General features: G+C 61.3%; 20 protein-coding genes and 1 pseudogene. 11 read left to right on the top strand and 10 right to left on the bottom strand.

Annotation, left to right across the window (positions count from 1 at the left end; all coding sequences use genetic code 11):
• The first annotated feature begins 47 nt into the window (after positions 1-47).
• The 4 genes from ABR989_RS12690 to ABR989_RS12675 are packed head-to-tail and all read left to right on the top strand — an operon-like array spanning position 48 to position 6277.
• Positions 48-3176: an efflux RND transporter permease subunit gene (locus ABR989_RS12690; RefSeq protein ID WP_428129087.1), complete on the top strand. Its 3129-nt coding sequence runs from the start codon at positions 48-50 to the stop codon at positions 3174-3176.
• Positions 3173-4315 carry an efflux RND transporter periplasmic adaptor subunit gene (locus ABR989_RS12685; RefSeq protein WP_428129085.1) on the top strand — a complete coding sequence of 381 codons (1143 nt, stop codon included), beginning with the start codon at positions 3173-3175 and terminating at the stop codon, positions 4313-4315. The genes ABR989_RS12690 and ABR989_RS12685 overlap by 4 nt, the downstream gene beginning before the upstream one ends.
• 16 nt (positions 4316-4331) lie before the next feature.
• Entirely contained in the window at positions 4332-5723 is a 1392-nt protein-coding gene (locus ABR989_RS12680) for a TolC family protein (protein WP_428129082.1), read from the top strand.
• Positions 5724-5764: 41 nt separating this feature from the next.
• Positions 5765-6277, top strand: a complete 513-nt coding sequence (locus tag ABR989_RS12675) for a carboxymuconolactone decarboxylase family protein (RefSeq protein WP_428129080.1) — start codon at positions 5765-5767, stop codon at positions 6275-6277.
• Between the two features lie 82 nt (positions 6278-6359).
• Here the strand turns inward: ABR989_RS12675 and ABR989_RS12670 are convergent, their stop codons facing one another.
• Together ABR989_RS12670 and nifJ are read right to left on the bottom strand one after the other, a co-directional pair.
• On the bottom strand, positions 6360-7367 hold the full coding sequence (locus tag ABR989_RS12670; RefSeq protein WP_428129077.1) for a dihydroorotate dehydrogenase-like protein: 1008 nt from the start codon (positions 7365-7367) through the stop codon (positions 6360-6362).
• The gene (gene nifJ / locus ABR989_RS12665; protein WP_428129074.1) at positions 7367-10975 is read right to left on the bottom strand and encodes a pyruvate:ferredoxin (flavodoxin) oxidoreductase; all 3609 of its coding nucleotides are present in this window, start codon (positions 10973-10975) and stop codon (positions 7367-7369) included. The genes ABR989_RS12670 and nifJ overlap by 1 nt, the downstream gene beginning before the upstream one ends.
• A gap of 280 nt (positions 10976-11255) precedes the next feature.
• Between nifJ and ABR989_RS12660 the strand changes: the two genes are divergently transcribed.
• The 4 genes and pseudogenes from ABR989_RS12660 (at position 11256) to ABR989_RS12645 (ending at position 13627) form a co-directional block, all read left to right on the top strand.
• Positions 11256-11678: a Zn-ribbon domain-containing OB-fold protein gene (locus ABR989_RS12660; protein ID WP_428129072.1), complete on the top strand. Its 423-nt coding sequence runs from the start codon at positions 11256-11258 to the stop codon at positions 11676-11678.
• Positions 11675-12826 (top strand): thiolase family protein, encoded by a 1152-nt coding sequence (locus tag ABR989_RS12655; protein WP_428129069.1) that lies wholly within the window; start codon positions 11675-11677, stop codon positions 12824-12826. The genes ABR989_RS12660 and ABR989_RS12655 overlap by 4 nt, the downstream gene beginning before the upstream one ends.
• A gap of 148 nt (positions 12827-12974) precedes the next feature.
• A pseudogene (locus ABR989_RS12650) lies at positions 12975-13178 on the top strand (DUF899 domain-containing protein); the annotation flags it as partial.
• A gap of 86 nt (positions 13179-13264) precedes the next feature.
• Positions 13265-13627, top strand: a complete 363-nt coding sequence (locus tag ABR989_RS12645) for a cytochrome c oxidase assembly factor Coa1 family protein (RefSeq protein ID WP_428129067.1) — start codon at positions 13265-13267, stop codon at positions 13625-13627.
• Positions 13628-14029: 402 nt separating this feature from the next.
• On the opposite strand, the gene ABR989_RS12640 is transcribed toward ABR989_RS12645, so the two are convergent.
• Positions 14030-16444 (bottom strand): TonB-dependent receptor, encoded by a 2415-nt coding sequence (locus ABR989_RS12640; protein ID WP_428129064.1) that lies wholly within the window; start codon positions 16442-16444, stop codon positions 14030-14032.
• A 203-nt stretch (positions 16445-16647) separates the two neighbouring features.
• Here ABR989_RS12640 and ABR989_RS12635 point away from each other — a divergent pair, with 203 nt between their 5' ends.
• Both ABR989_RS12635 and ABR989_RS12630 read left to right on the top strand, forming a co-directional pair.
• The gene (locus tag ABR989_RS12635; protein ID WP_428129062.1) at positions 16648-17253 is read left to right on the top strand and encodes a glutathione S-transferase family protein; all 606 of its coding nucleotides are present in this window, start codon (positions 16648-16650) and stop codon (positions 17251-17253) included.
• Between the two features lie 118 nt (positions 17254-17371).
• Complete coding sequence (locus tag ABR989_RS12630; protein WP_428129059.1) at positions 17372-18559, top strand: CaiB/BaiF CoA transferase family protein; 1188 nt, start codon at positions 17372-17374, stop codon at positions 18557-18559.
• On the opposite strand, the gene ABR989_RS12625 is transcribed toward ABR989_RS12630, so the two are convergent.
• The 6 genes from ABR989_RS12625 to ABR989_RS12600 form a co-directional block, all read right to left on the bottom strand.
• The gene (locus tag ABR989_RS12625) at positions 18556-19464 is read right to left on the bottom strand and encodes an HpcH/HpaI aldolase/citrate lyase family protein (protein WP_428129057.1); all 909 of its coding nucleotides are present in this window, start codon (positions 19462-19464) and stop codon (positions 18556-18558) included. The genes ABR989_RS12630 and ABR989_RS12625 overlap by 4 nt on opposite strands.
• Positions 19461-20660 (bottom strand): CaiB/BaiF CoA transferase family protein, encoded by a 1200-nt coding sequence (locus tag ABR989_RS12620; protein ID WP_428129055.1) that lies wholly within the window; start codon positions 20658-20660, stop codon positions 19461-19463. The genes ABR989_RS12625 and ABR989_RS12620 overlap by 4 nt, the downstream gene beginning before the upstream one ends.
• Entirely contained in the window at positions 20657-21142 is a 486-nt protein-coding gene (locus ABR989_RS12615) for a MaoC family dehydratase (RefSeq protein WP_428129054.1), read from the bottom strand. The genes ABR989_RS12620 and ABR989_RS12615 overlap by 4 nt, the downstream gene beginning before the upstream one ends.
• Before the next feature lie 11 nt (positions 21143-21153).
• A complete protein-coding gene (locus ABR989_RS12610) occupies positions 21154-22320 on the bottom strand; it encodes an acyl-CoA dehydrogenase family protein (RefSeq protein WP_428129247.1) in 1167 nt (388 codons plus the stop codon).
• A gap of 5 nt (positions 22321-22325) precedes the next feature.
• A complete protein-coding gene (locus tag ABR989_RS12605) occupies positions 22326-22820 on the bottom strand; it encodes a MaoC family dehydratase (RefSeq protein WP_428129053.1) in 495 nt (164 codons plus the stop codon).
• Positions 22821-23010: 190 nt separating this feature from the next.
• Positions 23011-23973, bottom strand: a complete 963-nt coding sequence (locus tag ABR989_RS12600) for a quinone oxidoreductase family protein (protein WP_428129051.1) — start codon at positions 23971-23973, stop codon at positions 23011-23013.
• Positions 23974-24104: 131 nt separating this feature from the next.
• Between ABR989_RS12600 and ABR989_RS12595 the strand changes: the two genes are divergently transcribed.
• Positions 24105-24932, top strand: coding sequence for a ThuA domain-containing protein (locus ABR989_RS12595; RefSeq protein WP_428129050.1), 828 nt, complete (start codon positions 24105-24107; stop codon positions 24930-24932).
• Between the two features lie 101 nt (positions 24933-25033).
• Here the strand turns inward: ABR989_RS12595 and ABR989_RS12590 are convergent, their stop codons facing one another.
• On the bottom strand, positions 25034-25855 hold the full coding sequence (locus ABR989_RS12590; protein ID WP_428129049.1) for a class I SAM-dependent methyltransferase: 822 nt from the start codon (positions 25853-25855) through the stop codon (positions 25034-25036).
• Between the last annotated feature and the right edge of the window lie 63 nt (positions 25856-25918).

Below are 25918 nucleotides of genomic sequence, written 5' to 3'. Positions count from 1 at the left end.
ACATTGCTGGAGTTCGCTCCAGCCCTAATCGCGCGAGGTCATTTACAGTGCCTGGTTTTTCATTGCGCAATCCGCATGCCGTAATCGTGGGCGCGCTGCTCACGATAATCCTGGGTGTCGCGGCATTCCTCAGCATGCCCGTCGATGTCTTTCCCACTCTCGACATCCCGGTCGCGGTCGTGGCCACGTTCTATCCGGGGATGCCGCCGCTGGATATGGAGGCGGACATCACGACCCGCTTCGAGCGTTTCTTCACGCTCGGCAGCGACATCGAACACATGGAATCGCGATCGCTTCCGGGAGTCAGCATCATCAAGGTCTTCTTCCAGCCGGGCGTTGATTTGAGCGCCGCGACCGCCTCGCTGGGCAACCTCGCGATGGCCAATTTGCGCCATCTGCCTCCCGGTACGCTGCCGCCGCTCGTCCTGAAATCCGGCGCATCGTCGTTGCCGGTCACGCTCGTGACCGTGGCGGGCAAGGGATTCAACGAGGCGCAGCTCCACGACCAGGCGCAGTACAACATCCGCAACTGGATCGCGACCGTGCCCGGTGCGTCGGTGCCTCCGCCGTTCGGGGGCAAGGAGCGGCAGATCATGGCGTACGTCAATCGCGACGCCCTTCAGGCGCGCGGGCTGACCTTGATGGACGTCGTTAATTCGCTCAACGACGCCAACCTCATCATTCCGGCGGGTGACGCGAAGATCGGCTCGACTGACTACTTCGTTTATAGCAACAGCATGATTGAGGACCCGACCGATATTGATCAGGTGCCGGTCAAGGTCGGGGCCGGTGAAGCTCCGGTGTTCATGGGCGACGTCGGGCACGTCGAGGACGCGGCGCAGATTCAGCAGAACATCGTGCGCATCAACGGCCAGCGCTCGGTGTACATCGCCGTGATGAAACAGGGCAACGCCAACACGATCGCGGTCGTTGACGGCGTCGGCCAGGTGATCAAAAGAATCGCCGGTCTGCCCAACGGGATGAGCGTCAACGCGATCTTCGGGCAGGACGCGTACGTGCGCGCGGCGGTCGACAGCCTCGAGCATGAGGCTGCCTCGGGCGCCGTCCTCGCATCGCTGATGATCCTGATTTTCCTGGGCAGCTTCCGCTCGACAGTCGCGATTTTTTTGTCGATCCCGCTGTCGATTCTTGCCGGCGCGTTCGGCCTGCGCATGAGCGGCGCCACCATCAACGTGATGACGCTCGGCGGCTTCGCGCTCGCAATCGGCCGTTTGGTTGACGACTCGACGGTCGTGCTCGAAAACATCAACCGCCATCTGGCCCAGGGCAAGGCTCCGCCCGACGCCGCGCGCGACGGCGCCAACGAAGTCGCGCTGGCGGTCCTTGCCTCGACGATCACAACCGTCATCGTCTTCTCGCCGGTGATGTTTCTGTTCGGCGTAGCGAAGTCGCTGTTCAGCGCGCTGTCGCTGGCGGTGGTCCTCTCGATGCTGGCGTCGTACGTGGTCTCGATGACGGTGATCCCGGTTTACTGCGCGTATTTTCTGACGGCGGACGCGGCGCGCGAGGCGGAAGAAGGCACCGGCCGTGGCTTTCTGGCCGCGTTCATCCGCAGCTACGACCGCTTCGCGGAACGTTACGAGCGTCTGCTTGATCGGGTGCTCAATCACAAAAGCGCGGTGATCGTTGCTGCCACGATTCTCTTTGCGGTGAGCATGGCCGCATTTCCTCTGCTCGGCGCCGAACTGTTCCCCAGAACGGACGCCGGTCAGTTTGTCATCCAGTTCCGCGCGCCGCTCGGAACGCGCATAGAGCTCACCGAGCAACTGGCTGAACGTCTGGAAAACACGATTCGAGAGGTGATACCGCCGGCTGAACTCGCGACGGTGGTCTCGAATATAGGTTTGGAGCCGGAATTCTCGGCGATCTATTCGCCAAACGCGGCCAGCGATTCGGGCTTCGTGATGGTGGCGCTCAAGCACGAGCACCGCGTCTCGACCTGGGACTACGTCGCGAAGCTCAAAGCGATTCTACCCGCGCGTCTTCCGGAAATTCGCACCTTCTTTTCATCTGGAAGCATCATCGACTCGGTGCTTAATTTCGGGCTGGCGGCGCCGATCGATATACAGATGAGCGGCCAACGCTACTCCGAGCTGTTCGACCTGGCGCGCAAAGTCGATGCGCGCGTGAAAGGCCTGCCGGAAGTCGCCGGGACGTTCATTCCCGAGGAATCGAACTATCCGACGCTCAAGATCAACGTTGACCGGGTGAAAGCCGCGCGGCTGGGTCTCACCCAGCGCGACGTCGTCACCAACGTGATCACCGCGCTCACCTCGAATCAAATGATCGCACCGTCAATCTGGATCGATCCGAAGACGGGCAATGATTACTTCCTGACCGTGCAATACTATGAAGATCAGATCAATTCACTCGACACGCTGCGCAACATCCCGGTGCGAAGCAGCGGCGGCGACCATTCGCGAGCCGACGCACTGCTGCTGCGCAACGTCGCTACCATAACCCGCGAGCAGCATCCCGCCGAGGCGGACCATTACGACATTCAACGCGTCGTCGATGTGCTGGTTGCGCCGAGCACCGATGACATGGGCGGCGCGCTGAAGGCGGTGCGGAAGGCGCTGGCCGACCTCAAATTGCCGGCGGGAACTGAAATCGCATATCGCGGCTCGGTTGAATCGATGCAGCGATCGTTTTCCAGCTTCGGTTACGGCCTCGCGATGGCGGTGGTGCTGCTTTACCTCGTGATGGTGGCGCAGTTCCGCTCGTTCCTCGACCCTTTCATCATAATGTTCGCGGTTCCGATGGGTCTGATCGGTGTCGTGTGGACGCTTTATTTCACCGGCACCACGCTCAATATCGAGTCGTTCATGGGAATCATCGCGATGGTCGGGATCGTGGTGTCCAACGCGATCCTGCTGGTGGATTTTGCCAACCGGCGCTTCCGTGGCGGGGAGGAACTCCGCCTGGCAATCGTGGAGTCGGCGAAAATCCGGATGCGCCCGATTCTGATGACAACGCTGGCGACGGTGGTGGGCCTGATGCCGATGGCGCTCAAGCTGGGCGCCGGATCGGAAGCCTCCGCTCCGCTCGCGCGCGCAGCCGCCGGCGGACTGGCAGTCTCCACGCTGCTGACGCTGTTCCTGGTCCCTGCACTCTACGAAACATTCTACGGCCGTCGTCAGCAGGTATCTAAATGAATAAGTTTCTTGGCCGCACAATCGCGGCCGTCTGCATACTAACGGCGGCGACTGGATGCTCGCGTGCGCATAACGAGGCACCGAACGATTCGCGGCGCACGGTTGTGGTGATTCGGCCGCAGCGCGGCGACATGATCCGTTCGATCACGTTGCCCGGAGATTTGGTCGGGCTATACCAATCGACTCTCTATGCGAAGGTTACTGGCTATTTGAAAAGTATCTCAGTTGACAAGGGCGATTGGGTAAAGAACGGGCAGGTGCTTGCCGAAATCGAAGTTCCCGAGCTTCAGCAGCGACTCGCACGCGCCAGGGCCGATCTGGAAGTTCAGCACCTCACCTATCAGCGCCTCGAGCAAGTCTGGAAGAGCGACCCGCGGCTGGTCGCGCGCCAGGACGTCGATATCGCGCATGGCAAATATTTCGAGGCGAAGGCGCAAATGGACGAGCTCGAAGCGATGGTCTCGTACACCAAAATCGTCGCGCCGTTCGACGGAGTCATCACGGGCCGTTTCGTCGATCCGGGAGCGCTCATCAAGGCCGGCGGAGAGCAGACGACCTCCGCTCCGGATCAGGGCTCGGCGCATCCCAATGGCGGCACGTCGCCGGTTCTTAGTCTCGCGTTGATCGACACGATGCGCACGTATGTTTACGTGCCGGAGGACGGAGTCGGATCGATCAGGCGCGGAACGCCCGCGAAGCTGACGCTGCGAGATTTGCCCGGACGCTCGTTCGAGGGATCTGTCGCGCGCTACTCGAACTCCCTTGACCTGGGAACGCGCACCATGCTGACCGAAATCGACCTGAAAAATCCCCGCCATGAGCTTTATCCCGGGATGTACGCGAATGTGACGCTCGAACTCGAGCGGCATCGCGACGCGCTCAAGCTGCCCGAGGCGGCCATCGGCGATTCGCCCGGCGGGAAATACGTAATGATCGCGCAGGACGGGAAGCTGCGGAGACAGGACGTAACGGTCGGGATCAATACCGGCAACAGCGTCGAGATAGTCCACGGTCTTGGCGGCGGAGAAACGGTGGTGGCGACTCTGGATCCTTCAATAGTTCCGGACGAAGTAGTCAATATCGTAGAGCAGAAGGCCCAGCCTGATGAACGATCGAACATGGCTGCAAAAACCCAGTGAGTATCGGAGACATACTATGCGGAAATCGATTATCAGAACTGCAGTTGTGTTCGCAGGTTGCCTACTGACTATAGCCACTCCGCAATTCGCCTGGGCGCTCGAGACCTTGCAGCCGGGTGAGAAGCTCACTCTCGAGCGCGCAATCGAACTGACGATCCGCAACCATCCGCGCGGACTGGAGATGAAATCCGAGGCCGTCGCCGCGGGCGAGCGCGTGGGGGAGGCTCGCGCAGCGCTTCTGCCGCAGGTGTACAGCGTCGGCGAATACCTGCGTTCTACAGACAATCCGATCGGAAACACCACGTATCTCAATCCGGGGTTCATCCCGCGCATCACCGGAACACTGCACGGCGCACCGGCGAATGCCGGGCAAAGCTTTTCGACCACCGATAACTTTCTGACCGGAGTGGCCGTGCAGCAGTACCTATTCGACTTCGGACGGGTTCGCGGCCTGATCGAGCAGCGCGATGAAGAAGCGCATGCGGCATTGTCTCAGGCGCAGTCGACGGAACTCGATCTTGCCTTCGAAGCAGCGCAACGCTATTTCGCGCTGCTGGCGGCCGCGCAAAAGGTAAAGGTCTATCAGAAGGAGATCGAGCAGCGCTCCGAGCAGCTGCATGCCGCGCAGGTGAAGGCCAGCGCCAACCTCACTCCCCAGATCGACGTGCTTACAGCGCAGGCTGCGCTGACACGCGCGCAAACCGACCTGCTGGAGGCCTCCGATCAGCAGGCCATAGCCCGGGTGGCGCTCAACAATGCGATGGCGATAGATCGCAACGCACCGGACTACGAGCTGGCGGACGTGCTCACTTATAAGCAGGTTTCAGGGAGTCTCGAGTCATTCTTCGCTTCCGCAATCGCAATGCGGCCGGACCTGCGCGCGCTCGAAGCCGAAGCGCAAGCGGCCGGTGCGCAAGTCAAGCAGGCCCGCAGCGATTATTTTCCTTCGGTGGGAGCGACGGCCGGCTACAGCGCGATGGGCGCGGGTCTTCCGGCGGCGAACAACTTCAACGCGGGAATAGTAGTGACGTGGCCTATCTTCAACGGCTTCGCGACGGAGCATCAGGTCCAGGAAGCAAAGGCCCTCCAGAACGCCATTCGCTACTCGATCGAAGATCTTGAGCAGCGCGTGTGGCTCGACGTAAAGAGTGCTTACCTCGAGCTGCAGACCTCGGTGGAGCGAATCCATCAGGCAGAAGCAACGCTGGCTGCGTCTTCGGGGCAGCTCGAACTGGCGGACAAGCGTTACAACGCGGGTCTCGGCAATATAATCGAGCTCACCGACGCGGAGCGTTTCTATATCGAGGACGACGCAGCATACGTCGACGCGCTGTACGGATACTCAGTGGCAGAAGCGACGCTCGATCGTGTTACCGGCGCGTCAATCCGCTCGGCGCCTGACAAATGAAACGGGCCGGGGTAAAAGAATCAAGGCGAGGTACACTGCCCATGACCATGAAGATTCCGCTGCCCGACGAAGCACGGCTCACGCCGGAAATCGCTGCGACGCTGGGCAAGCTCCCGCCGCTGAACGTGTTCCGAATGATGGCGAACGCGCCAGCGAGCTTCGAGCCGCTCGTCAACTTCGCGATGTCGATTCTGCTCCGCAGTGAGTTCGACAAGCGCAAGCGCGAGATCGCGGTGCTCCGCGTCGCACACGTTACGCGATCGAGCTACGAATGGACGCACCACGTAGCGGTCGCGAAGAGCGTTGGCGTGACCGACGACGAGATCGCCGCGATCAAGGCGGACGGCGCCGTCACGCGGCTCGATGCCGAGGGAAACCTGCTGTGCCGCGTCGCGGACGAGATCAGCCGCGACGTGCGGCTGAGCGACGAGGCGCTCGCCTCAATCATGGACCGCTACGGCGTGCGCCAGGCTACCGAACTCATCCTGTGCTGCAGCTATTTCAACATGCTGAGCCGATTTCTCGAATCGACCCGTGTGGAGCTGGAGCCTTAAGCCGCCGCTCCCTTCTGCCCGACGGCCCGGGAATTCGTGAAGGGTTGGATCGCTTGCTGCCCGCTTGCAGCCGGCCGCCGGGTTAAAGATTTTTCGGCAGCGAGTAGGAACTCAGCACGCGCACGTAGTTGGGGCGCTGGAAGGCCGCCGGGTTGGGTACATTGCGCTGACTCATGCTGCCGCACATCTGGCGAATGGATTCGTACTCGTGTTCTTCCATCCAGCTCAGGAGATCGCACAGGACGACGCCGAGATGCTTGATGCCGTTGTGCAGCAGTGCCGAGGTCATCATCGTAACGCGCGCGCCCGCCATCACCGCCTTCAACACATCTTGCGCGCTATGGACGCCGCCGGTGATCGCCAGGTCGGCGCCGACGCGGCCGAAGATGATCGCGACCCAATGCAGCCTCAGCAGCAATTCCTCGGGGCTGCTCAGCGTCAGGCTCGGCACGACTTCGAGCTGTTCGAGATCCAAATCCGGCTGATAGAAGCGATTGAACAGCACCAGCGCATTGGCGCCGGCAGCATCGAGTTGTTTTGCCATGTTGGCGGGAGCACTGAAGAATTGCGACACCTTCACCGCAAGCGGAATCCGTACGCTTTGTTTTACCGCCTGAACCAGCTCGGTGTATGCCCGCTCGATGTGGCCGGCGGTGAGTTCCGGGTCGGTCACAATCGAATAGAGGTTCAACTCGATGGCGTCGGCGCCCGCTTGCTCAATCTCGCGCGCATAGCGGATCCAACCGCCGGCTGAGACCCCATTGAGGCTGCCGATGACGGGAATCGAAACGCTCGCCTTGGCCGTGCGAATCAGCTCCAGATAGCCGTCGGGGCCTAAGTTGTACGTCGTCAGGTCGGGAAAGTAGCCCAGCGATTCGGCGAAACTTTCAGAGCCGCGAGAGAGATCCGCGTCAAGCGTCTCACTTTCCAGCGTGAGTTGCTCTTCGAAGAGCGAAGGCAGCACCACGGCGGCAATCCCGTGATCTTCGAGACGCCGAATACGGTCTATCGAATCGCAAAGCGGCCCGGCCGAAGCGACGATGGGGTTCTTCAGGACGAGGCCAAGGTATTTGGTCGCTAGGTCGATCATTACTTGCCTTCTTTTGCCGACTTGCCCGAGGCGGTCTCCGATTCGGTGGCAGCTTGCGAGGACCGGATTCCCGTTCCGGCCATCGCCGCGCGGTTCGCGTACACACGCCACTGGCGCTCCACATCGTCCTGCGCCATCCGCAGCAATTCGCGCGCAGCTTCGGGATTGCTGCGCGCGAGCATCGTGTAGCGCGCCTCCTGGTAGGCGTACTGCTTGAGCGGGATGCTCGGCGCCTTCGAGTCGAGCTGGAAGGGATTCTTGCCTTCCTTTTGCAGCGCCGGGTTGTATCGCATCAGCGGCCAATAACCTGAGAGCACCGCGTTCTTCTGCTGGTTGATGCCGAATGCCATGTCATAGCCGTGCGCGATGCAGTGGCTGTAGGCGAGGATCAGCGAGGGCCCGTCGTGCGCTTCCGCTTCGAGCAAGGCGCGGACCGTGTGCGAGTCGTTGCCGCCCATCGCCACGCGCGCGACATACACCGAGCCGTAGCTGATCGCCTCCATCGCGAGGTCCTTCTTGGCGGTCTGCTTGCCGCCGGCGGCAAACTTCGCAACCGCGCCGCGCGGCGTGGATTTGGACATTTGTCCGCCCGTGTTCGAGTACACTTCAGTATCCAGCACCAGCGCGTTCACGTTCATTCCGGAACCGAGGACGTGATCCAGTCCGCCAAACCCGATGTCATACGCCCATCCGTCGCCGCCCACGAGCCAAACGCTCTTGCGCACGAGCGCATCGGCGATCGCCATCAGGTCGCGCGCGTCGTTGGTTTCGAGGCCGGCAATCAGGCGCTTGACCTCGGCGATACGCTGGCGTTGCGATGCGATGCCTGCCTCGGTGGATTGGTCCGCCTCGAGGATCTCCGAGACCAGCCCTTCGCCCATTTGACTCGCAAGCCGCCGGAGCAGTTCGTGCGCGTAGTCAGCTCGCTTGTCGAGCGCGAGCCTCATCCCGAGCCCGAATTCGGCGTTGTCTTCGAACAGCGAGTTTGACCACGCCGGCCCGCGGCCTTCGGCATTCGAGGTGTAAGGGGTGGTCGGCAGATTGCCGCCGTATATGGAGGAGCATCCGGTTGCGTTCGCAATCAGCAATCGATCGCCGAAGAGTTGGGTGAGCAGCTTGATGTAGGGCGTCTCGCCGCATCCTGCGCACGCTCCGGAAAATTCGAATAGCGGTTCGAGCAGCTGCGTATCTTTAACTTGCGCGTGCGTGAGGCTGTCTCGATTGAACTCCGGGATCGACAGGAAGAAGTCCCAGTTCTTCGCCTCCACGTCCCGGATTGGAGCTTGCGGCGCCATGTCGATCGCCTTGTGCCGGACCTCGCTCTTGCTCTTCGCCGGGCAAACTTCGACGCACAGTCGGCATCCGGTGCAATCCTCGGGCGCTACCTGCAGCGTGTATCGCATCGCCTCCAGTCCACGCCATCGCGGCGGCGACGACTTGAACGACGCGGGCGCATCGCCAAGCAGACTCGGCTCGTAAACTTTCGCGCGAATCACCGCATGCGGACAGACCAGCACGCACTTCCCGCACTGGATGCATAGCTCCTCATCCCAGACCGGGATCTCCTGGGCGATGTTGTGCTTCTCCCATTTGGCCGTGCCGGTCGGAAAGGTACCGTCGGGAGGCAGAGCGCTGGTAGGCAGCGAATCGCCGCGGCCCGCGATGAGAGTGCCGAGCACGTCGCGAACGAACGCCGGCGCAATCGAGGGCACCGGCGCGAGAATATCTATGGTGCTGCTCACCGATGAGGGGACGGTGACTTCGTGCAGATTCGCCAGCGTCGTGTCGACCGCGGCGAAGTTATTTCGCACGATCGCTTCGCCGCGCTTCCCGTAGGTATCCTCAATCGCGGATTTGATCGCCGCGATCGCTTCGTCCCGCGGCAACACCCCGCTCACTGCAAAAAAACACGTCTGCATGATCGTGTTGATGCGGCCGCCCATGCCCGCATCGTGCGCCACCTTGTACGCATCGATGACGAAGAAGCGAAGCTCCTTGTCTAGAATCTGCTGCTGCACCTTGCGCGGCAGATGGTTCCACACCTCGTCGGGACCGTATGACGAGTTGAGAAGGAACGTCGCTCCCTGATCCGCGGCCGCCAGCATGTCCATCCGTTCGAGAAACGCGAACTGATGACATCCGATGAAGCTCGCCTTGCTGATCAGGTATGTCGAACGGATCGGGTCCGGCCCGAAGCGCAGATGCGACACCGTGATCGAGCCCGCCTTCTTGGAATCGTAAACGAAGTAACCCTGCGCATAGCCGGGCGTCTTCTCGCCGATGATGGCGATCGAGTTCTTGTTGGCGCCCACGGTGCCGTCCGATCCCAATCCATAGAACAGCGCCCGCACCGTCTGCGGGCTTTCGGTCGAAAACTCCGGGTCGAATGCGAGGCTCGAATGCGTCACATCGTCGTGGATTCCCACCGTGAAGTGATTTTTGGCGGTCTCCCGCTTCAGCTCGTCGAAGACCGCTTTCACCATCGCGGGAGTGAATTCCTTCGACGACAAACCGTATCGCCCGCCGATGATTCGCGGCCATCTGCCGTCGATGGCGCCCGCCGCCCGCGCCTCGCTCAGCGCCGTCACGACGTCGAGGTAGAGCGGCTCGCCGGTGCTGCCGGGCTCCTTGGTGCGATCGAGCACCGCTATCCCGCGCGTGGTTTTCGGGATAGCCGCGGCGAAAGCGGCGCTGTCGAAGGGACGGAACAAGCGCACCTTGAGCAGGCCGACCTTCTCTCCGCCTGCGAGCAAACGCTCGATCGTCTCGTCGGCCGCGCCGGCGCCCGAGCCCATTAAAACGATCACCCGCTCCGCTTGAGGATCCCCGGCATAGTCAAAGAGCCGATAGCCGCGGCCGGTCCGCCGCGCGAAGCGATCCATGATGTCCTGAACAATCGTCGGGCAGGCGAGATAGAAAGGATTGTTCGCCTCGCGCGCCTGGAAGAAGACATCCGGATTCTGCGCCGAGCCGCGCAGCATCGGACGATCGGGGCTGAGTGCGCGATCGCGATGCTGCCGAACGAATTTCGCGTCGATGAGCGCGCGCAGATCGTCGTCTGACAGCGGATGAATCTTGTTGATCTCATGCGAAGTCCGGAAACCGTCGAAAAAATGCAGAAACGGGATGCGCGATTCCAGCGACGCGGCATGCGCAATCAACGCGAAGTCATTGGCTTCCTGAACCGAGTCGGACGACAACATGGCGAATCCCGTCGCGCGCGCCGCCATCACGTCGCTGTGGTCGCCGAAGATCGAAAGCGCGTGCGTCGCGACGGTCCGTGCCGCGACATGAATCACGCACGCGGTAAGCTCGCCGGCGATTTTGTACATGTTCGGGATCATCAGCAGAAGGCCTTGCGACGCTGTGAATGTGGTTCCCAGCGCACCCGCCTGAAGCGCCCCGTGCAGCGTTCCCGCGGCCCCCCCTTCGCTCTGCATCTCCATCACCTTCGGCACCGTGCCGAAGATGTTAGTGCGGAGTTCATCGGCCCATTGATCGGCCCATTCGCCCATCGGTGACGACGGCGTGATCGGATAGATCGCGATTACTTCGCTCAGGCGGTAGGCAATCGAAGCCGCCGCTTCATTCCCGTCCATTATTTGCATTTTGAGACCCGCAATGTATTTCGTCAGCGCCTTTTCAACAAGATAGCAATAGATTTAACAGCGTATCTAGCCATCTGGTTTGAAGTCGCGGCTGTAGTTGAGTAGCGCAGCCGGCGACCCCGCTCAAGGGTCTCCAGGACCCGAACCTCATCGAGCATGAGCGCGGCGCCCGCCATCCCTCGTGGCGCGATGCGCCCTCCGATCCGAACCGATGGCTTCCCTGTCCTTGCCTCTAGCCAGGGACAAAGCTTCGTCCTACCATCTCGCGCGGGAGGCCATCATGCCCAATCGAACCGCCGTTCATTCCGAACTCTACTCGCCGGACTCCGCCGACAATCCTTCCCTGAACGGCGGGAGATGCCGCTCCTGTGGCTATGTCTTCTTTCCCCCGCAGCGTTATGGATGCGAGTCCTGCGGTGCGCCGCCCGAAAAGCTCGAGGCAGTACAATTGGGCGGACGCGGCACGCTTCATTCGTACGCAACCGTTCATCTCCATATGGGCAGGGACATCGAGGCGCCGTTCACGATCGGCCTGATCGTCCTCGATGACGGCCCGGCCATTTCTTCCACGCTTGCCAACCGCACCGACGAAGGCCTCGCCATCGGCGATCGCATGAAGAGCGTGCTCGTTACGGCCAGTACCGATCAGGCCGGTAACGAGATGGTCGAGCTGCGCTTCGCCAAGGCAGAGGGATCCAAATGAAAAAGAACCTTCGCGATATGCGCCCGGTCTATGTAGTCGGCATCGGCCTCCATCGATATCAGCGCCTCAGTGAAACCCCGTACGTGACGCTCGGCCTTACCGCGGTGCGGGAGGCGCTTGCGGATGCTGCCCTTGAATGGCGATCGGTCGAGTCGGCCTACACCGGCACGGCGCTGATCGGAATGGCGGCTTCGCGACCGATGCTGCGCCATCTCGGCGCGACCGGAATTCCGATGGCCCAGGTTGAGAACGCGTCCGCTTCGGGATCGACCGCATTTCGCCAGGCGTGCATCGATGTCGCCAGCGGCTTGACCGATGTTTCACTCGCGCTGGGAGTGGACAAGCCGGGACCGATCGCGATGGCGGCGGGGAAGACCGGAATGCGCGATCTGGTCGGCTCTCGCATGATGCCTTTCACCCATTTCGCCCTGCTCGCGCAGGAGTACATGACTCGCTACGGTGTGAGCGCGCCGCAGATCGGCATGGTCGCGGTCAAGAACAATCGCAACGGCGCAAACAATCCCTACGCGCAGCGCCAAAAGGCAAAAACCTTGGAAGAAGTGATGGCCGGCCCGGCTATTTCGGGCTCGCTGACGCGCCTTCAATGCTGCCCCATCGGGGAGGGCGCAGCCGCGGTGATAGTCGCCTCCGACGATGCGATCGCGCGACTCGGGATCGATCGCAAGCGCCGAGTCAGAGTCATCGCGTCGGTCACGAAAACCGAGCAGATCTACCCCGGCGCGAAAAATTTTGACGCAGAGTTGACTCGCGAAACTGTCGAGCAGGCCTATCGCGAAGCCGCCATAGGACCCGGCGACCTGAATCTGATTGAACTCCATGACGCGTTCACGATCGAAGAGCTACTGTACGTGGAGGCAATGGGGCTGTGTGCGCCGGGCAAGGCTGCGGGCGCGATCGCCGCAGGCGAGTTCGATATAGGCGGCCGCTGCGCGGTAAGCGCCTCAGGAGGACTGCTCGCGATGGGCCATCCGATCGGTCCGACCGGCGCCGGGCAGATCGCCGAGATCACGCGCCAGTTGCGCGGCGAAGCCGGCGTGCGCCAACAGCCCAACGCAAGGACAGGCCTTGCTCACTTGGTGGGCCTCGGCGCCGTCTGCGTCGTTCATATTCTGCAGAAGCAGGCCTGAACGACGCTGAGGAGAGTCTGATTTTTGCGTCATTCTAGAGCGAAGCGAAGAATCCCGAATCCTTCCTAGCCTCTCTTTATTAGAGAGAGCTTAGGCGAACAGGCGGGTTTCTGCGACTGTTCGGACTCGCGATCGGTTAAGGTTGCGACGCGGCGTCGAGGCGATGGACAACAGCTACCGGTTGCTCGACTTGACCGTCTACGGGCGGCAGGAGACGTGGGAGGACTCGCCGACTGGCTGGCCACAACGGTTTGAAGGCACGCAGGTTACCCGTACCGATGGACGTCCCACCGCCCAATGGTCCCGCCTGAAGGCCGGGTATTCGGACGACCTGGGAACCGGCAGACGCTGAACCGCCCCTACCATTTAAGGCGGGAATGGGGCTTTGGGGACAGCGGAGGCATCGGCATACAATTCGGAGTATACATGTAATTTAGTATGGCACTGTCAAAGGGAAAAGGTCTGCTCGTTGGCTATGGTATCCTAGCATGTCTGATTGTTGTAGTCACGGTTGTCAGTAAGGCATGCACCTTAAATACCGCAGCCTATGCGGCGGCAGACCACTTTGTCCGGGCCGATGCAGGAGTGTCAGCCAAGCTAGGTACTGTCAAAGAAACGTCGATGAAATGGTACCACTTTTCAACAGGTAGCCGAGGCACATCTGCCATGTTTAGGATTGCGGTGAGCGGAGCGAAGGATCGTGGAATCGCGAACCTGAAACTGGAGAAACACGAGAACGTCTGGCGAGTTACGACAGCTTCCTTGCTGCTATCATCCGGAGAGGTCGTCGCGCTGAGATGAACGCCGTGGGGGGAACTCTTTTCGACCGGATTGTATACCGAGTACAGTTGCTCGGAATCGCGTGGATGTGGTTCTGCAGCTGGCTTTGGCTGGCGACCTTAGTCTATTTCCTTTATCGCAAATTCGGAGTTGACCACTGGCGCCCTCGTCGTCTCTCGGATGTCGTGCTTCTAGTGATTATACCGCCTCTCGCTGCGCTTCCGTTTGCCTTCACCAGATTCTCTCGCAAATTGGTTCTTCGTTCCTCTGCCGCTGCCAGCGTTCGGCCGTCGCGCGATTAAAGCCATCGCCGGTACCGCGACGGAGTTTCTCTATGACGGTCTCAACCCTGTCCAGGAGCTGCAGTCGGGAACTCCAAGCGCCAATCTGCTGACGGGGCTCAGTGAAAACGGAAACCCGTAATCATAGGTTCAACGCGGGGAGCGGGATTGTCAGAGTGTCATAAACGGTAATTCTCGGACCGTAAGCGGCTTGAAAAACCCCAATCCCCGTCGTCGGCCTGATCAGGTTGGTGCGATCGAAGATGTTAAGAATCGTGATCCGGTTGCTCACTTCGCCGATCGATGGCACCTCGAAACTTCTCTGCCCGCTGAGATCAACCTGGACCACGTGCGACAGCGATTCCAAATCGGCAAAGCCTCCCCGCAAACCGCTGCTATAGAGAGCTTCGGCGCTGAAAACCCATGGCTTCCATCGATAGGTGATCCCGCCTGAGGCGCCGTAAAGCGGCTGATGATCGAGCACGATGTAGTGCCGGTTGATGTAGCCCAGCTCTTCCGGATCGAAGTTGAACTGCCCGGTCGCTACACCTTTCTCCATGTTCCTGCCGATGGTGGTGCTGGCATGAATCGAGAAATTTGCACCACTGTACGTAACCGCGGTTTCCGTGCCCCAGATGTAGCCGTGCTTGTAGTTGAAGGGTGCAAAAATCGGCACTACCCCAAACTGTCCAATATCGAGGTAGTGTTTGGTGTATTCGTAGAAAGCATCTTCCGAGACGGTTATGTGGTTCGCCAGTTGATGAACCACGCCCGCATCCCACTCATAGTCGTCTTCGGTTTCGGGCGTGACCGTCCCGGTTCCCGCCAGGCCTGTCGTGCCGGCAAACGCGGCAGGCGCCCCCGGCGAGATTCCCTGAAAGCTCGGCACCTGCATGTAGCGGGCGAACCCGCCATGGAGCGTGGTGTCGGGCCGTAGCAAATAGACGAGATTGATTGTGGGATCGATCTGATTGTTGTAGGTAAAGCCGCTCAAACGATCCCATCGCACGCCGACATTGGCGCGTAGTCTCTCGGTCATTTGCCAGGTGTCTTGCAGGTAGATGCCGGACACCAGATTGATCTTGTTGGTATTGTTGACTACCCGGACCGGGACGAAAGGAGGCCCTATCTGATGGCCGGCGGAATCGACTTTGAACACCCGAGAGTTATCGTCGGACTCCACCCCGTATTCACCAAGGTAGATGCCCGTGCCAAGTGTGTGGCTGCCAAGCTCGTAGGTCAGGTCACCCTCCAGAGTATTGTCGAGATCGCTGTGAAAGGCGGTTGACGCTACGCCTTGATAAAGAAGTTCGCCTACATTGTCGGGCTCGTAGGCCTGCGAGATATAGTGGGCCGAATATGCGAGCTGGTAGGAAAGTCCGGGCGCAGGCGCTCCATTCAGCGCCAATATGCCGAGATAGTCGCGAAAGTCGAGATAGGAGTTGATATCGGCCGACGGTTCGAAACCGGCACCCGATAGCTGGAATTGAGGTGTGAGATTGGCCTGGTTGGGCAGTTGGTTGTCACTTGCAGCTACCGAGGTGATGAGACTCAGCCGGGTAGTTGGGTTCAAATCGTAGGCAAAGAAACCAAATGCCTGACCCTGATTGGTATGATCGTGAATTGCATCCGGCGCCGGCGTGGCGGAGCTGAACGCGGAGTTGCTTTGGCTATACAGTCCGCTTAGGTAGTAGCTGAACTTGCCGTCGCATCCGCCGTACTGGAAGCTCGGCTGAACCGTGTTGCGCTGCCCGCCGTACATGCTGACACTGCCACCGGGCTTGTCGCATCCGTCTTTGGTCTCGATGTTCAGCACTCCGCCGGTGGCGTAGCTGTAGCGCGACGGCAAGATGCCATCGAGGAGACTCATCTGCTTGATGAACATCGGATTTATCATCGAGAGGAAGGGTGGGTTGGTGTTGATGTCGAGCGGCACCGTGACGCCGTTTATCTGATACTGAAATTGCGGGCCTTCGGTGTTGCGGATGTGGATTTGCTGATTTTGATCGATCGCGACGCCGGGCATCTGCGCCAATACGTCGGTGAGATTGGTGTTGTCGCCGCGCGGCAGGTTGGAAATGTCCTGTGCGGTTACGGTGTACTTGTTTGCGCCTGTCGTGGAGACGCCATTGGGCGCACGCATCAGACTGGCCTGGACCGGAACGCTTAGCGCGGTCTCAGCATCAAGGCTCAGCAAGATCGGCTCTTCGCGGCTCGGCGGGAAGCCGACAATTTTGTTTGCGGACTTGAATCCGGGCTTCATCGCCACGAGCGAATAAACGCCCGGCTCAGCGGGAGCGATTTGGAACCGTCCGGCCCGGTCGGTGGTTGCGCGGGCGACCGCGGCGCCACTCTGGGTGCGTAATTCGAGGTTCACCTTGGCCAGCGGCCGGCCGAGCGCGTCGCTGACGGTGCCGGATATTTGTTGCGTGCCGGCTGAACAGGGGGACGCGAAGGCAAGCGCCAGCGAGAATGCGAGCGTGAGCGCGCGCCATATCGGCGTCGTAATGGCCGCCGATCTGGCGCCCCGGCAGAGGGTTGGTTGATACTTTGACATACTAGAAGACAATGAGAATCATTATCAATAGCCCACGCGCCAGTTTTGGTCAAACGCCCGCTCACCCTCCGGCTGCTCTCCGCCCAGGGAATCGCCGGCCCAAGCGACACGATGTGGCCGGCCACGTTCGTGCGAGCCGGGTTCTTCGCGCTTGAATGGAACCTGATCGCTGGTAGTAAGATGCGATCATTGGAGGAAGCACAGTGACAAAACTTTACGGAACTTCACGATCGCGCAGCGCTCGGTCCTTGTGGGCTCTCGAAGAACTCGGCGTCAAATACGAGCACGTTCCGATTGCGACGGCCGAAGCCAAGTCGGCCGAGAATCTCAAACGCAATCCCAACGGGCACGTGCCGGTGCTTGAAGACGACGGCGTGGTGGTTTGGGAATCGATGGCGATCAATCTCTACCTGGCCGAAAAGTACGGGAAGAATTCGCTGTGGCCGCCGGACCCCGCCGCCCACGCCGACATCTACAAGTGGAGCTTCTGGGCGATGAGCGAGGTCGAGCCGCATCTCATCACGCTCTTGCGCAATCGAGTAATGAATCCCCCCGAGCAGCGTGACGAAAAAGCCGCGCAGGCTGCCGTCGAAACTTTGAAGGCGCCGCTGAACGCGCTCGAGGAATCGCTCAAGGGCAAGGAATATCTGCTCGGCAAGAACTTTACGATCGCGGACTTGAACGTGGCCGCCGTCATGAGCTGGGCGCCGATGATGAAGCTCGACTTGTCGTCGACTCCGAACGTGCAGGCGTGGTTGCAAAAGTGTCTTGGGCGGGAAGCCAATAAGAAGGTTCGCGGGCTGAAGTAGTCGATCATCGCGACCGCCTGTAGAACGGGGTACCGATCAGCGGGTCGGCGCGCGGCTTGTGTTAAGGTTGTGCGTCAAATCGCGCCGGCTCAATCGCGCCGACGGTGAGGTGAGAACTATGGGAGTGTTGTCAGGCTATCGCGTCATCGAACTGGCCGGGATTGGCCCCGGACCAATGTGTGCGATGCTGCTCTCGGACATGGGCGCCGACGTGCTACGCATCGATCGCGCGACGGACGCGGGCTTGGGCATCGCGCTGGAAACGAAATACAGCCTGCTCAATCGCGGGCGGCGCTCGGTGGCGTTCGATCTCAAACGGCCCGAAGCGACAGCGGCCGTGTTGCGGCTGGTCGAGAAAGCGGACGCATTGATCGAAGGCTTCCGTCCCGGCGTAACCGAGCGGCTCGGCCTGGGTCCCGACCGCTGCCTCGCGCGCAATCCCCGCCTGATCTACGGACGCATGACGGGATGGGGACAGGAAGGGCCGCTGGCGCATGCGGCCGGTCACGACATCAACTACATCGCGCTGTCCGGCGCGCTGCACAGCATCGGGCGCAAGGGCGAGGCTCCGGTTCCGCCGCTGAACCTGGTTGGCGATTTCGGGGGCGGCGCACTTTACCTGGCGCTGGGAGTGGTCGCGGGGCTGCTTGAGGCGCAGAAATCCGGCAAGGGCCAGGTGGTGGATGCCGCGATGGTGGATGGAGCGGCGTCGTTGATGACCGCGATCTACGGTCTGCACGGTTCGGGTTTATGGAACAACGAACGCGGCGACAACGTCCTCGACACGGGCGCTCATTTCTACGAGGTTTACGAAACCAGGGACGGCAAGCACGTCGCGATCGGATCGATCGAAGCAAAGTTCTACAAGGAATTGCTCCGGCTGTCGGGCCTCAAGGGCGAGAATCTGCCGGGTCAAGTCGATCGCAAATCGTGGCCTGCGATGAAGGAGCGGCTGAAGACGCTGTTCCGCACCAGGACGCGCGACGAATGGTGCAAGATCATGGAGGGCAGCGACGTTTGTTTCGCGCCGGTGCTCAGCATGGATGAAGCGCCGCGCCATCCGCACAATCGGCATCGCGGAACTTTCGTCGAGCACGGGGGCGTGACGCAGCCGGGGCCGGCGCCCCGATTCAGCCGGACGCCGAGCGCGATTCAGCGCCTGCCGGCAAGGCCGGGCGAGCATAGCGAAGAAGCGTTGCGCGACTGGGGCTTCGCCGACTCGGATTTGGAGAGGCTGCGCAAATGCGGCGCGGTCGCGCAAAGTCAGCGTGACCGCAAAGTCAGCGTGACGCGGCGCGAAGCCTAGGCGCGACCGGTCAGACGAGCGCGTTCCAGCACGCCTTCGAAGATTCGCACCGCGACCGCGTCAATGAGCATCCCGCCCGCGCCGGCAGCGCCCGCGCCTTCGCGCGTGGCGGCCTGGTAGGCCTCGGACATTTTGCGCGCGGTTTCAATTTCGTGCGGCGTCGGCGCGAACACGTCGTTGGCGATTTCGATCTGGCTCGGGTGTATTGCCCACTTGCCGACCGCGCCAAGCGTCGCCGCCCAGGTGGCCTCGCGCCGATAGCCTTCCGGATCCCTGAAGTTACCAAAGGGTCCATCGATTGCGTCGATGCCGTTGGCACGGCACGCGGTGATCATGCGGACGCGCGCATGATGCCACATATCGCCGGGATATCGATTTGCCGGATCGGACGCGACGCCGAAGCGCATGCCCTGGCTCGCCGAAAGATCGCCGAAGCCGAGGATCAGAGCCTCCAGCCGCGGCGACGACGCGGCAATTTCCTCGACGCGGGCGAGCGCCGCACTTTCTTCGATCAGCGCCTCGAGGCCGATCTTGTTCTTCAGATGGAGCTTGGTCTCAAGCTGGGTCAGCAGCGTGTCGAAGAACCAGATGTCGCGCGGCGCCTTCGGCTTCGGGACGATTATGATATCGAGCTTGTCACCCGCGCCCTCGACAACTTCGATCACATCGTCATGCGCCCAGTGCGTGTCCGCACCGTTGACGCGCACGGCGCGAATCTTTTTGCCCCAATCGAGATTGCGGAGCGCCTCGATGGCGTTCTTGCGCGCCGCCTCTTTCTGCGACGGCGCGACGGCATCTTCAAGATCGAGGAAAACCATGTCGGCCGCGGTCCCCATCGCCTTCTCGAACATTTTGGGACTCGAAGCCGGCGTCGAAAGTTCGGAACGTCTTAGTCGAAGCGTCATGATTGCTCCTTGTGCGCGATTGATATTCCCGCCTCAGCGAGTATCTGCTCGGTATTTTCGCCCAAGCGCGGCGCGCGCGCGTAAATCCCCGACGGCGTACCCGTCAGCTTGATCGGACATCCCGCCAGCACCAGTGGAGGATTGTCGCCCGGCTGTTCTACCTCGATCAGCATGCCGCGCGCCCTCGGATGCGGATCCTCGAAGATATCCTTGGCGCTGTTGACCGGGCCAACCGGCGCCTTGCCGCCGATCGCGGCTACGATTTCGCGCGTGCTATGCGCTTTCGTCCACTCCGAGATAAGGCCGCGCACGAAATCGGCATTTGCGACTCGCCTCCTGCCGTTGCGGGTGCGGTCGTCGCTCACAAGCTCGGGCCTGCCGATCGCATCGCACAGAATCTTCCAATGATTCTCGCCGGGCGCCGCGATGGCGACGGCGCCGTCGCGCGTGGGAAAAATATCGAATGGACACAGCACCGGGGTCCCGTTGCCGGCCGGTTCCCTGATGACGCCGGCGCCCGCGTAGCTGTAAACGATCATTTCGCACAGGGCGAGAACCGCGTCGTACATCGCTACGTCGAGAAATTGTCCCTGCCCGGTCCGACGCGCTGCATGAATCGCCGACACCACTCCAAGCGCGGCCAGCGTGCCGGGATAGATGTCGCCGACCGCGGGGCCGGCTCTGTAGCCGGCGCTGCCTTGCGGACCCGTGACGGCGACCAACCCGCCCATGCTTTGCGCAACGATGTCGAACGCGGGCCAATCCGCATACGGGCTCAGGCCGGTCCGCGGATCTCCGAAGCCGCGAATCGCGGCATAGACGAGGGCGGGATTAATTTCGCGCAGCCGCTCGTAGCCGATTCCCGCGCGATCCATCACGCCGACCTTCGCATTCTCGACGACCGCGTCCGCCGTCTTCGCGAGCCTGAAAAGCGCGGCGCGGCCGGCGTCGGTCTTGATGTCGAGCACGATGCTGCGCTTGTTGCGATTGACGCTGGCAAAGTAACCGCCGTAGTCACAGCCCTTTCGATCGGCAGGATGCGGTCCGATGCTTCTGCTCATGTCGCCGCCGGGCGGCTCGACCTTGACCACGTCGGCGCCAAGGTCAGCCAGCAGCATCGTGCAGTACGGACCGGCCAGCGCCTGCGTCAGATCGAGGATGCGAACATCCGACAACGGCCCCGTGCGCGCGTTCAACGATTGCCCCAATGCGAGCGTCGCTTGATCAGCACCGTGCGCTCGCCTTCGAAGACGATCGTCCCGTCATGCTTGGTTCCCCAATGCTTGAAGCGGACGATGCCGGCGTCGGCGCGATCGGCGTCGCGCTTTTCAAGAACTTCGCTATAGGCGTACAGCGTGTCGCCATGAAAGACCGGCGAGGTGAACCTGATTCCCGTCAAGCCGAGTTCGGCGAGCGCATTTTCGCCCGTGTCCTGCGTCGCCAGCCCGATGCACACCGAGCCGGTCACCAACCCGAAGACGAGCCGCTGGCCGAATTGCGTCGAGCGCATGCGATGCTCGTTGTAGTGGCTGTCGGCGGTGTTCAGCACGAGCTTGGTGAGCATCTGATTTTCGACCTCGCCGATGGTGGTGCCGCGTGCGTGACGCAATTTCGCGCCGACTTCGAAGTCTTCGAAGTAATTGCCGGCGCCGGTCAGCTTCGAGATCGATGCGCTCATTTTTTACCTTTTCACCTTCTCGCTCTCGGCAGCAGACGATCGGAGATAATCCGCAGCTGGATTTCGGAAGTTCCCTCGAAAATCTTGGTCAGACGCGCGTCGCGCCAGTAGCGCTCGAGCGGAAAGTCCTTGGTGTATCCGTAGCCGCCGTGAATCTGAATCGCCTCGCTGGTGACGCGCTCGGACATTTCGGAGGCGAACAGCTTCGCCATCGAAGCCTCCTTGTCGCATCGCCGCCTGCCGTCAATTTCGGTGGCGACAAAGTGGGTCAACTGGCGCGCGGCTTCGATCTCGGTCGCCATCTCGGCCAGCTTGAAGCGAATCGCCTGGAATTCTCCGATCGGCTGCCCGAATTGGACCCGCGTCTGCGCGTATGCCAATGAGTCTTCGAGTCCGCCGCGTGCAAGCCCGATCGCTCGCGCCGCGGTATGCACCCGGGCGACCTCGAGTCCGCTGACCGCGCCGTAGAATCCCTTGCCCTCGCCGCGGTCTTCGCGCTCGCGGCCGAGCAACGCGTCGGCCGGCAGCTTGAAGTTGTCGAAGTGCAGCTCCCACGTCTTCCAGCCGAAGTAGCCGATCTTGCGAATCGGCGAACCCGTCAGCCCCGGCGGAAACTTGTCGCGTTCTTTGAGGACGAGGAATTGACTGATGCCTTCGTGGCGGCGGTGTGGATCGGACGGTTGCTTGGTGCGCGCCAGCACCGAGATGAAATCCGCGCCGTCGGCAAACGTGCACCACATTTTGCTGCCGTTCAGCATCCAGCCATCGCCGTCGCGGGTCGCTTTGCACGAGACGTTGGCGAGATCTGAGCCCGCCTCTGCCTCCGACAGCGCAGCCGCGCCGAGGAATTCTCCACGCGCCATCCGCGGCAGATATTGGCGCCTTTGCTCCGCCGTGAAACCGCCGCCGAGTCCGTTGCCGCGCGCGATTATGCTGGCGACGCTCATCCATGCGCGCGCGAGTTCTTCGGTGATCAGCACGTACTCGAACGCCCCCAGGCCAAGTCCGCCATACGCCTCCGGGATGACGATTCCGAAGTAGCCCATCTCGGCAAGCTTGTCCCGCAACGACATCGGGATATCGCCTTGTTCGGGATCGAGCTTGTTCGCAAGCGGCAGAACTTCGTTCATGGCGAAATCGCGCGCCGCCTGCTGAATCATCCGCCGCTCGTCGGTCATGTAACTCACTGTGGCGCTCCTCTGCGTTTGGCGACCAGGTTCGTCCGCTCGTAGCTGATGACGAGTTCATCGCGCTGATTGCGGGCTTCGGTACGCCACGTGACGATTCCGAAGTTGCCGCGGCTTGCGGATTCGCGCGTGGAGATGACGGTGCTGCGCGCGGTCAGCGTATCGCCCGGATAGACCGGGCGGTGAAATTCCAACCCGTTGATGCCGAGAAACGGTCCGCCCGCTTCGCTCAAATCCTCGACCGAAATGCCGACCACCGTGCACGCGACCAGCATCGGATTAACCACCACGTCGGGATGACCGTGCGCGCGGGCATACTCGGCGTTGAAGTACAGCGGGCAATGCGCGAGCGTCGCGGTGGTGAAAATCGAATTGTCGCCGGCGTTTATCGTGCGCCCCCAATGATGCTCGAAAACCTGGCCTTGGTGGAATTCTTCGAACGAATGGCCTTTCGGCACGAGTTTGAACTGACTGAAATCGGGATCTGCCATGGACCATGCTCCTAGCAAAACTCTCGTCGCGCGGCGAACTCCGACAACGGGTTTCTAATCGCTATGCGACGCCGTTAATTTGCGACTATTGCACGGACCCGCGGCTTTCAGGAAATGGCCCTATCGACAGCTTCAGCGCGATTCCAGCCGCCGGCATTCTTCGCGAACTGAATCCGCGAAAATTGTGAGCCTAAGGGATCAGAAGAACCCTGCCCACTGCCTGCCGGCTCTCGATGTAAGCGTGGGCTGCCGCGGCCTCCGATAGAGGGAAGGTTCGATCGATCACGACCTTGAATTCGCCTCTGGCGATCTCGTCGATCAGGCGCTGGATCATATTGTGCACGCGCTCGGTGCCAATTTCGGCACCCAGAAAAACTCCCGTCAAAGAGCGGTTGCCTGCCATCAGCGGGGAGACGTCCACCGTCATCGGTTCGCGTCCCGCCGCGCCGACCATCGAGACGCGGCCGCGATAGGCAAGCGATAGAAGGCTGCCCTGCAAGGTCGCGCCGCCGACCGGGTCAACAACGAGATCGACGCCCCTCTGATTGGTAATTTTCATGACCGACTTTACGACGTCATCGGTCCGGTAGTTGATCCCATGATCGAGGCCGAGCGGCTTCAGCCGTTCCAGCCGCTCATCGCTCGATGCTGTCGCGAGCACTGTCGCGCCTGCCCGCTTGGCGAGCTGAATTGCGGCAACGCCGACACCGCTCGCGCCCGCCTGCACCAGAACCGTTTCTCCCGCCTTGAGCCGGCCGTACTCAAACAGGCAATCGTCGGCGGTGCCGAACGGCACGGGGATCGCTGCCGCAAGCTTGACGTCGAATCCTTTTGGGACCGGCCATGCGTTGCGGGCCGGCACCGCTCGCAGCGCGGCGTGAGAGCCGAAGTTGTAAACGGTAGTTACCTTCTGGCCGACCCGCAGGTTGGTCACCTGCGAACCAACCTCGACAATCTCGCCAGCGGCCTGGTAGCCAACCACATGCGGCTTGGTGAGCAGTGCTCCATGCCAACGATTGAGCGTGTCGCCGCCCTCGATGCTCACCGCCTCGACGCGGATCACAACGCCTTTCGGATGGCATACGGGATCGGGAACATCCTCGTACTTGAGAACCTCCGGACCACCGTTTTGATAATAGACAGCAGCCTTCATCGCGCATCTCCTCCAATCAGTTTGCCGTCAGCGGCATCAGCCTCGCTGATGATCTAGTACGAATTCGCACAATTGTCGCGCGTCGATAAGAGTGCGGCGGCGGGCGTTCCTCCGCTATAATCCATCCCAAGATGACAACCCCGATTCGAGTCCATCTTATCACGGGAGGATTTCCTCCTGGTTCCTTCGCCGGCCATGACATGGATTTCGTGCGGCTGCGCATCCTGGGCCTTCTGCAACAGAACTCGCAGGTGCTTACGACCAGCGGCAATGATTTCGCCGATATCGCGAAATGGTTGCCCGGCAGCCGGTTGATGATCACCTATGTCGCCGGGCCGTATCCCAGTGACGAACAGAATTATTTCATTCGCAACTGGCTCGAAGCGGGAGGCCGATGGCTCGCGCTTCACGGCACCAGCGGCGGAAAGGCTGCGCCAGTGGGCGGGAAGCGTTACGTCCGAAAAATGGTGAAGGGCAGTTATCACGACACGCTTGGCTGCTTTTTTCTCAATCATCCCCCGGTGCGCAAGTTTCGCGTCGACGTAGCCGATCGCGAGCATGCCCTTACTCAGGGCCTGCCGGCATCCTTCGATGTCATGGACGAACTCTATCTCATTGAGCTTCAGGACCCCGCCAACAGCCATGTGCTGCTCACGACTCTGCTCGAAAAAGACCCATCGCCGCCCGGATTCGGTTTCGTCTACGACCACGATACTTCGCTGATGCCCGACGGCAAAACCCGCGTGCTCGGATACACGCGCGAGACCGGGATGGGGGGAGTGACCTACATCGCGCTCGGCCACTGTCACTCGCCGATAAGCAACGTTCAGCCGTTTGTCGATTCGAGCGTCGAGCCTTCAGGAACTACTCCAATGGTTTTCCGCGGCTCGTGGGAGACCCCGGAATACCAGACGCTGATTCGTAACGCTCTGCACTGGGGCATTGGGGCCAATTCCTAGCGCGCGCGTTCGATCGAGCGCGACGACCCTTCGCGGCTAAGACAGGTTCCGCATCAATAAAGTGATTCCCCCTTCCCTACTGCGCGCGTGCGCGCGCTGGGTCATTTCACTCCAATTCTGAGCCGGTAGCTCCAGAACCACGGCACGACAGCGTCGCCGAGCGCGTGGCGCGCCGCCTCACGCAACGCGGTGATCCCGATCTCATCCTCGCCGATGCCGTGCTTGAGCAGCGTAGCGATCTCGCCTTGGCTGAGCGCGAGCCCGACCAGCCGCTCCGCGCCTCCGCTCTCGACGTGATGAAGCACGACCTCCTTCACGTAACGGAACCGCCCGCTCTGCCTGATCCTTTCCAGATGCCCGCCCTTGTTCCACTGATGGACCTCGGGCGCGAGGCGTCGCGAGCGCTCGAGCGCCTCCGCCTTTGCTCGGCATGCGTTGTAGGCCTGTTCGGCTTCAGCGTTGAGCGTCGGCGGCCAGTCGCAGTCGTAAGCGGCAAACACCCCGTTGTCGCGCAAAATGCGCGCAACCTCGGCGAATGTGGCGTTCGGCTCCATCCAGTGCAGCGACTGCGAACAAGTCACGATGTCGGCGTATCGGTCGGGAAGGCCGGTCGCGGTCGAGAGCCCCTCGATGAACCTGACCGTGCCCGCACCGGAGTCGGCCACGCGGCGCTCATCAGCCTGCGCGCGCATGTCGGCATTGGGCTCGACCCCGACGGCCTCGGATGCGCATCGCGTCCAGATGAGGGTCGAAAGCCCGCTGCCGCTGCCGAGATCGACGACCACGGGCCGCGGCTTTGCGGCTAGCTGCGTCAGGAGATCTACGATGACTTCGGGCGGTCTCGGCCGGTACCTGTCGTAGAGTTCGGCGAAACCCGAGAAGCGATCGGTATTGGCGGCAACGTGGGCGCGATCGGCGCTCATGAAGTGAACCCCCGCATGCGCCAAGTCTAGTTGCGCCGCGTTATCGAGGCGAGCGATCCGCCG

This window comes from Binatus soli (SeqCode) (assembly GCF_050015535.1).
GTDB lineage: Bacteria > Desulfobacterota > Binatia > Binatales > Binataceae > Binatus > Binatus soli.
This window is presented reverse-complemented; position numbering and strand designations above follow the sequence as displayed.

Bases quoted from the DNA above. Each gene is read 5' to 3' on its own strand.
- ABR989_RS12590 (WP_428129049.1), bottom strand. From the start codon at position 25,855: ATGAGCGCCGATCGCGCCCACGTTGCCGCCAATACCGATCGCTTCTCG.
- ABR989_RS12655 (WP_428129069.1), top strand. From the start codon at position 11,675: ATGAAAAAGAACCTTCGCGATATGCGCCCGGTCTATGTAGTCGGCATC.
- ABR989_RS12605 (WP_428129053.1), bottom strand. From the start codon at position 22,820: ATGGCAGATCCCGATTTCAGTCAGTTCAAACTCGTGCCGAAAGGCCAT.
- nifJ (WP_428129074.1), bottom strand. From the start codon at position 10,975: ATGCAAATAATGGACGGGAATGAAGCGGCGGCTTCGATTGCCTACCGC.
- ABR989_RS12610 (WP_428129247.1), bottom strand. From the start codon at position 22,320: ATGACCGACGAGCGGCGGATGATTCAGCAGGCGGCGCGCGATTTCGCC.
- ABR989_RS12625 (WP_428129057.1), bottom strand. From the start codon at position 19,464: ATGACGCTTCGACTAAGACGTTCCGAACTTTCGACGCCGGCTTCGAGT.
- ABR989_RS12640 (WP_428129064.1), bottom strand. From the start codon at position 16,444: ATGTCAAAGTATCAACCAACCCTCTGCCGGGGCGCCAGATCGGCGGCC.
- ABR989_RS12595 (WP_428129050.1), top strand. From the start codon at position 24,105: ATGACAACCCCGATTCGAGTCCATCTTATCACGGGAGGATTTCCTCCT.
- ABR989_RS12630 (WP_428129059.1), top strand. From the start codon at position 17,372: ATGGGAGTGTTGTCAGGCTATCGCGTCATCGAACTGGCCGGGATTGGC.
- ABR989_RS12660 (WP_428129072.1), top strand. From the start codon at position 11,256: ATGCCCAATCGAACCGCCGTTCATTCCGAACTCTACTCGCCGGACTCC.
- ABR989_RS12615 (WP_428129054.1), bottom strand. From the start codon at position 21,142: ATGAGCGCATCGATCTCGAAGCTGACCGGCGCCGGCAATTACTTCGAA.
- ABR989_RS12685 (WP_428129085.1), top strand. From the start codon at position 3,173: ATGAATAAGTTTCTTGGCCGCACAATCGCGGCCGTCTGCATACTAACG.
- ABR989_RS12675 (WP_428129080.1), top strand. From the start codon at position 5,765: ATGACCATGAAGATTCCGCTGCCCGACGAAGCACGGCTCACGCCGGAA.
- ABR989_RS12680 (WP_428129082.1), top strand. From the start codon at position 4,332: ATGCGGAAATCGATTATCAGAACTGCAGTTGTGTTCGCAGGTTGCCTA.
- ABR989_RS12670 (WP_428129077.1), bottom strand. From the start codon at position 7,367: ATGATCGACCTAGCGACCAAATACCTTGGCCTCGTCCTGAAGAACCCC.
- ABR989_RS12645 (WP_428129067.1), top strand. From the start codon at position 13,265: ATGGCACTGTCAAAGGGAAAAGGTCTGCTCGTTGGCTATGGTATCCTA.
- ABR989_RS12600 (WP_428129051.1), bottom strand. From the start codon at position 23,973: ATGAAGGCTGCTGTCTATTATCAAAACGGTGGTCCGGAGGTTCTCAAG.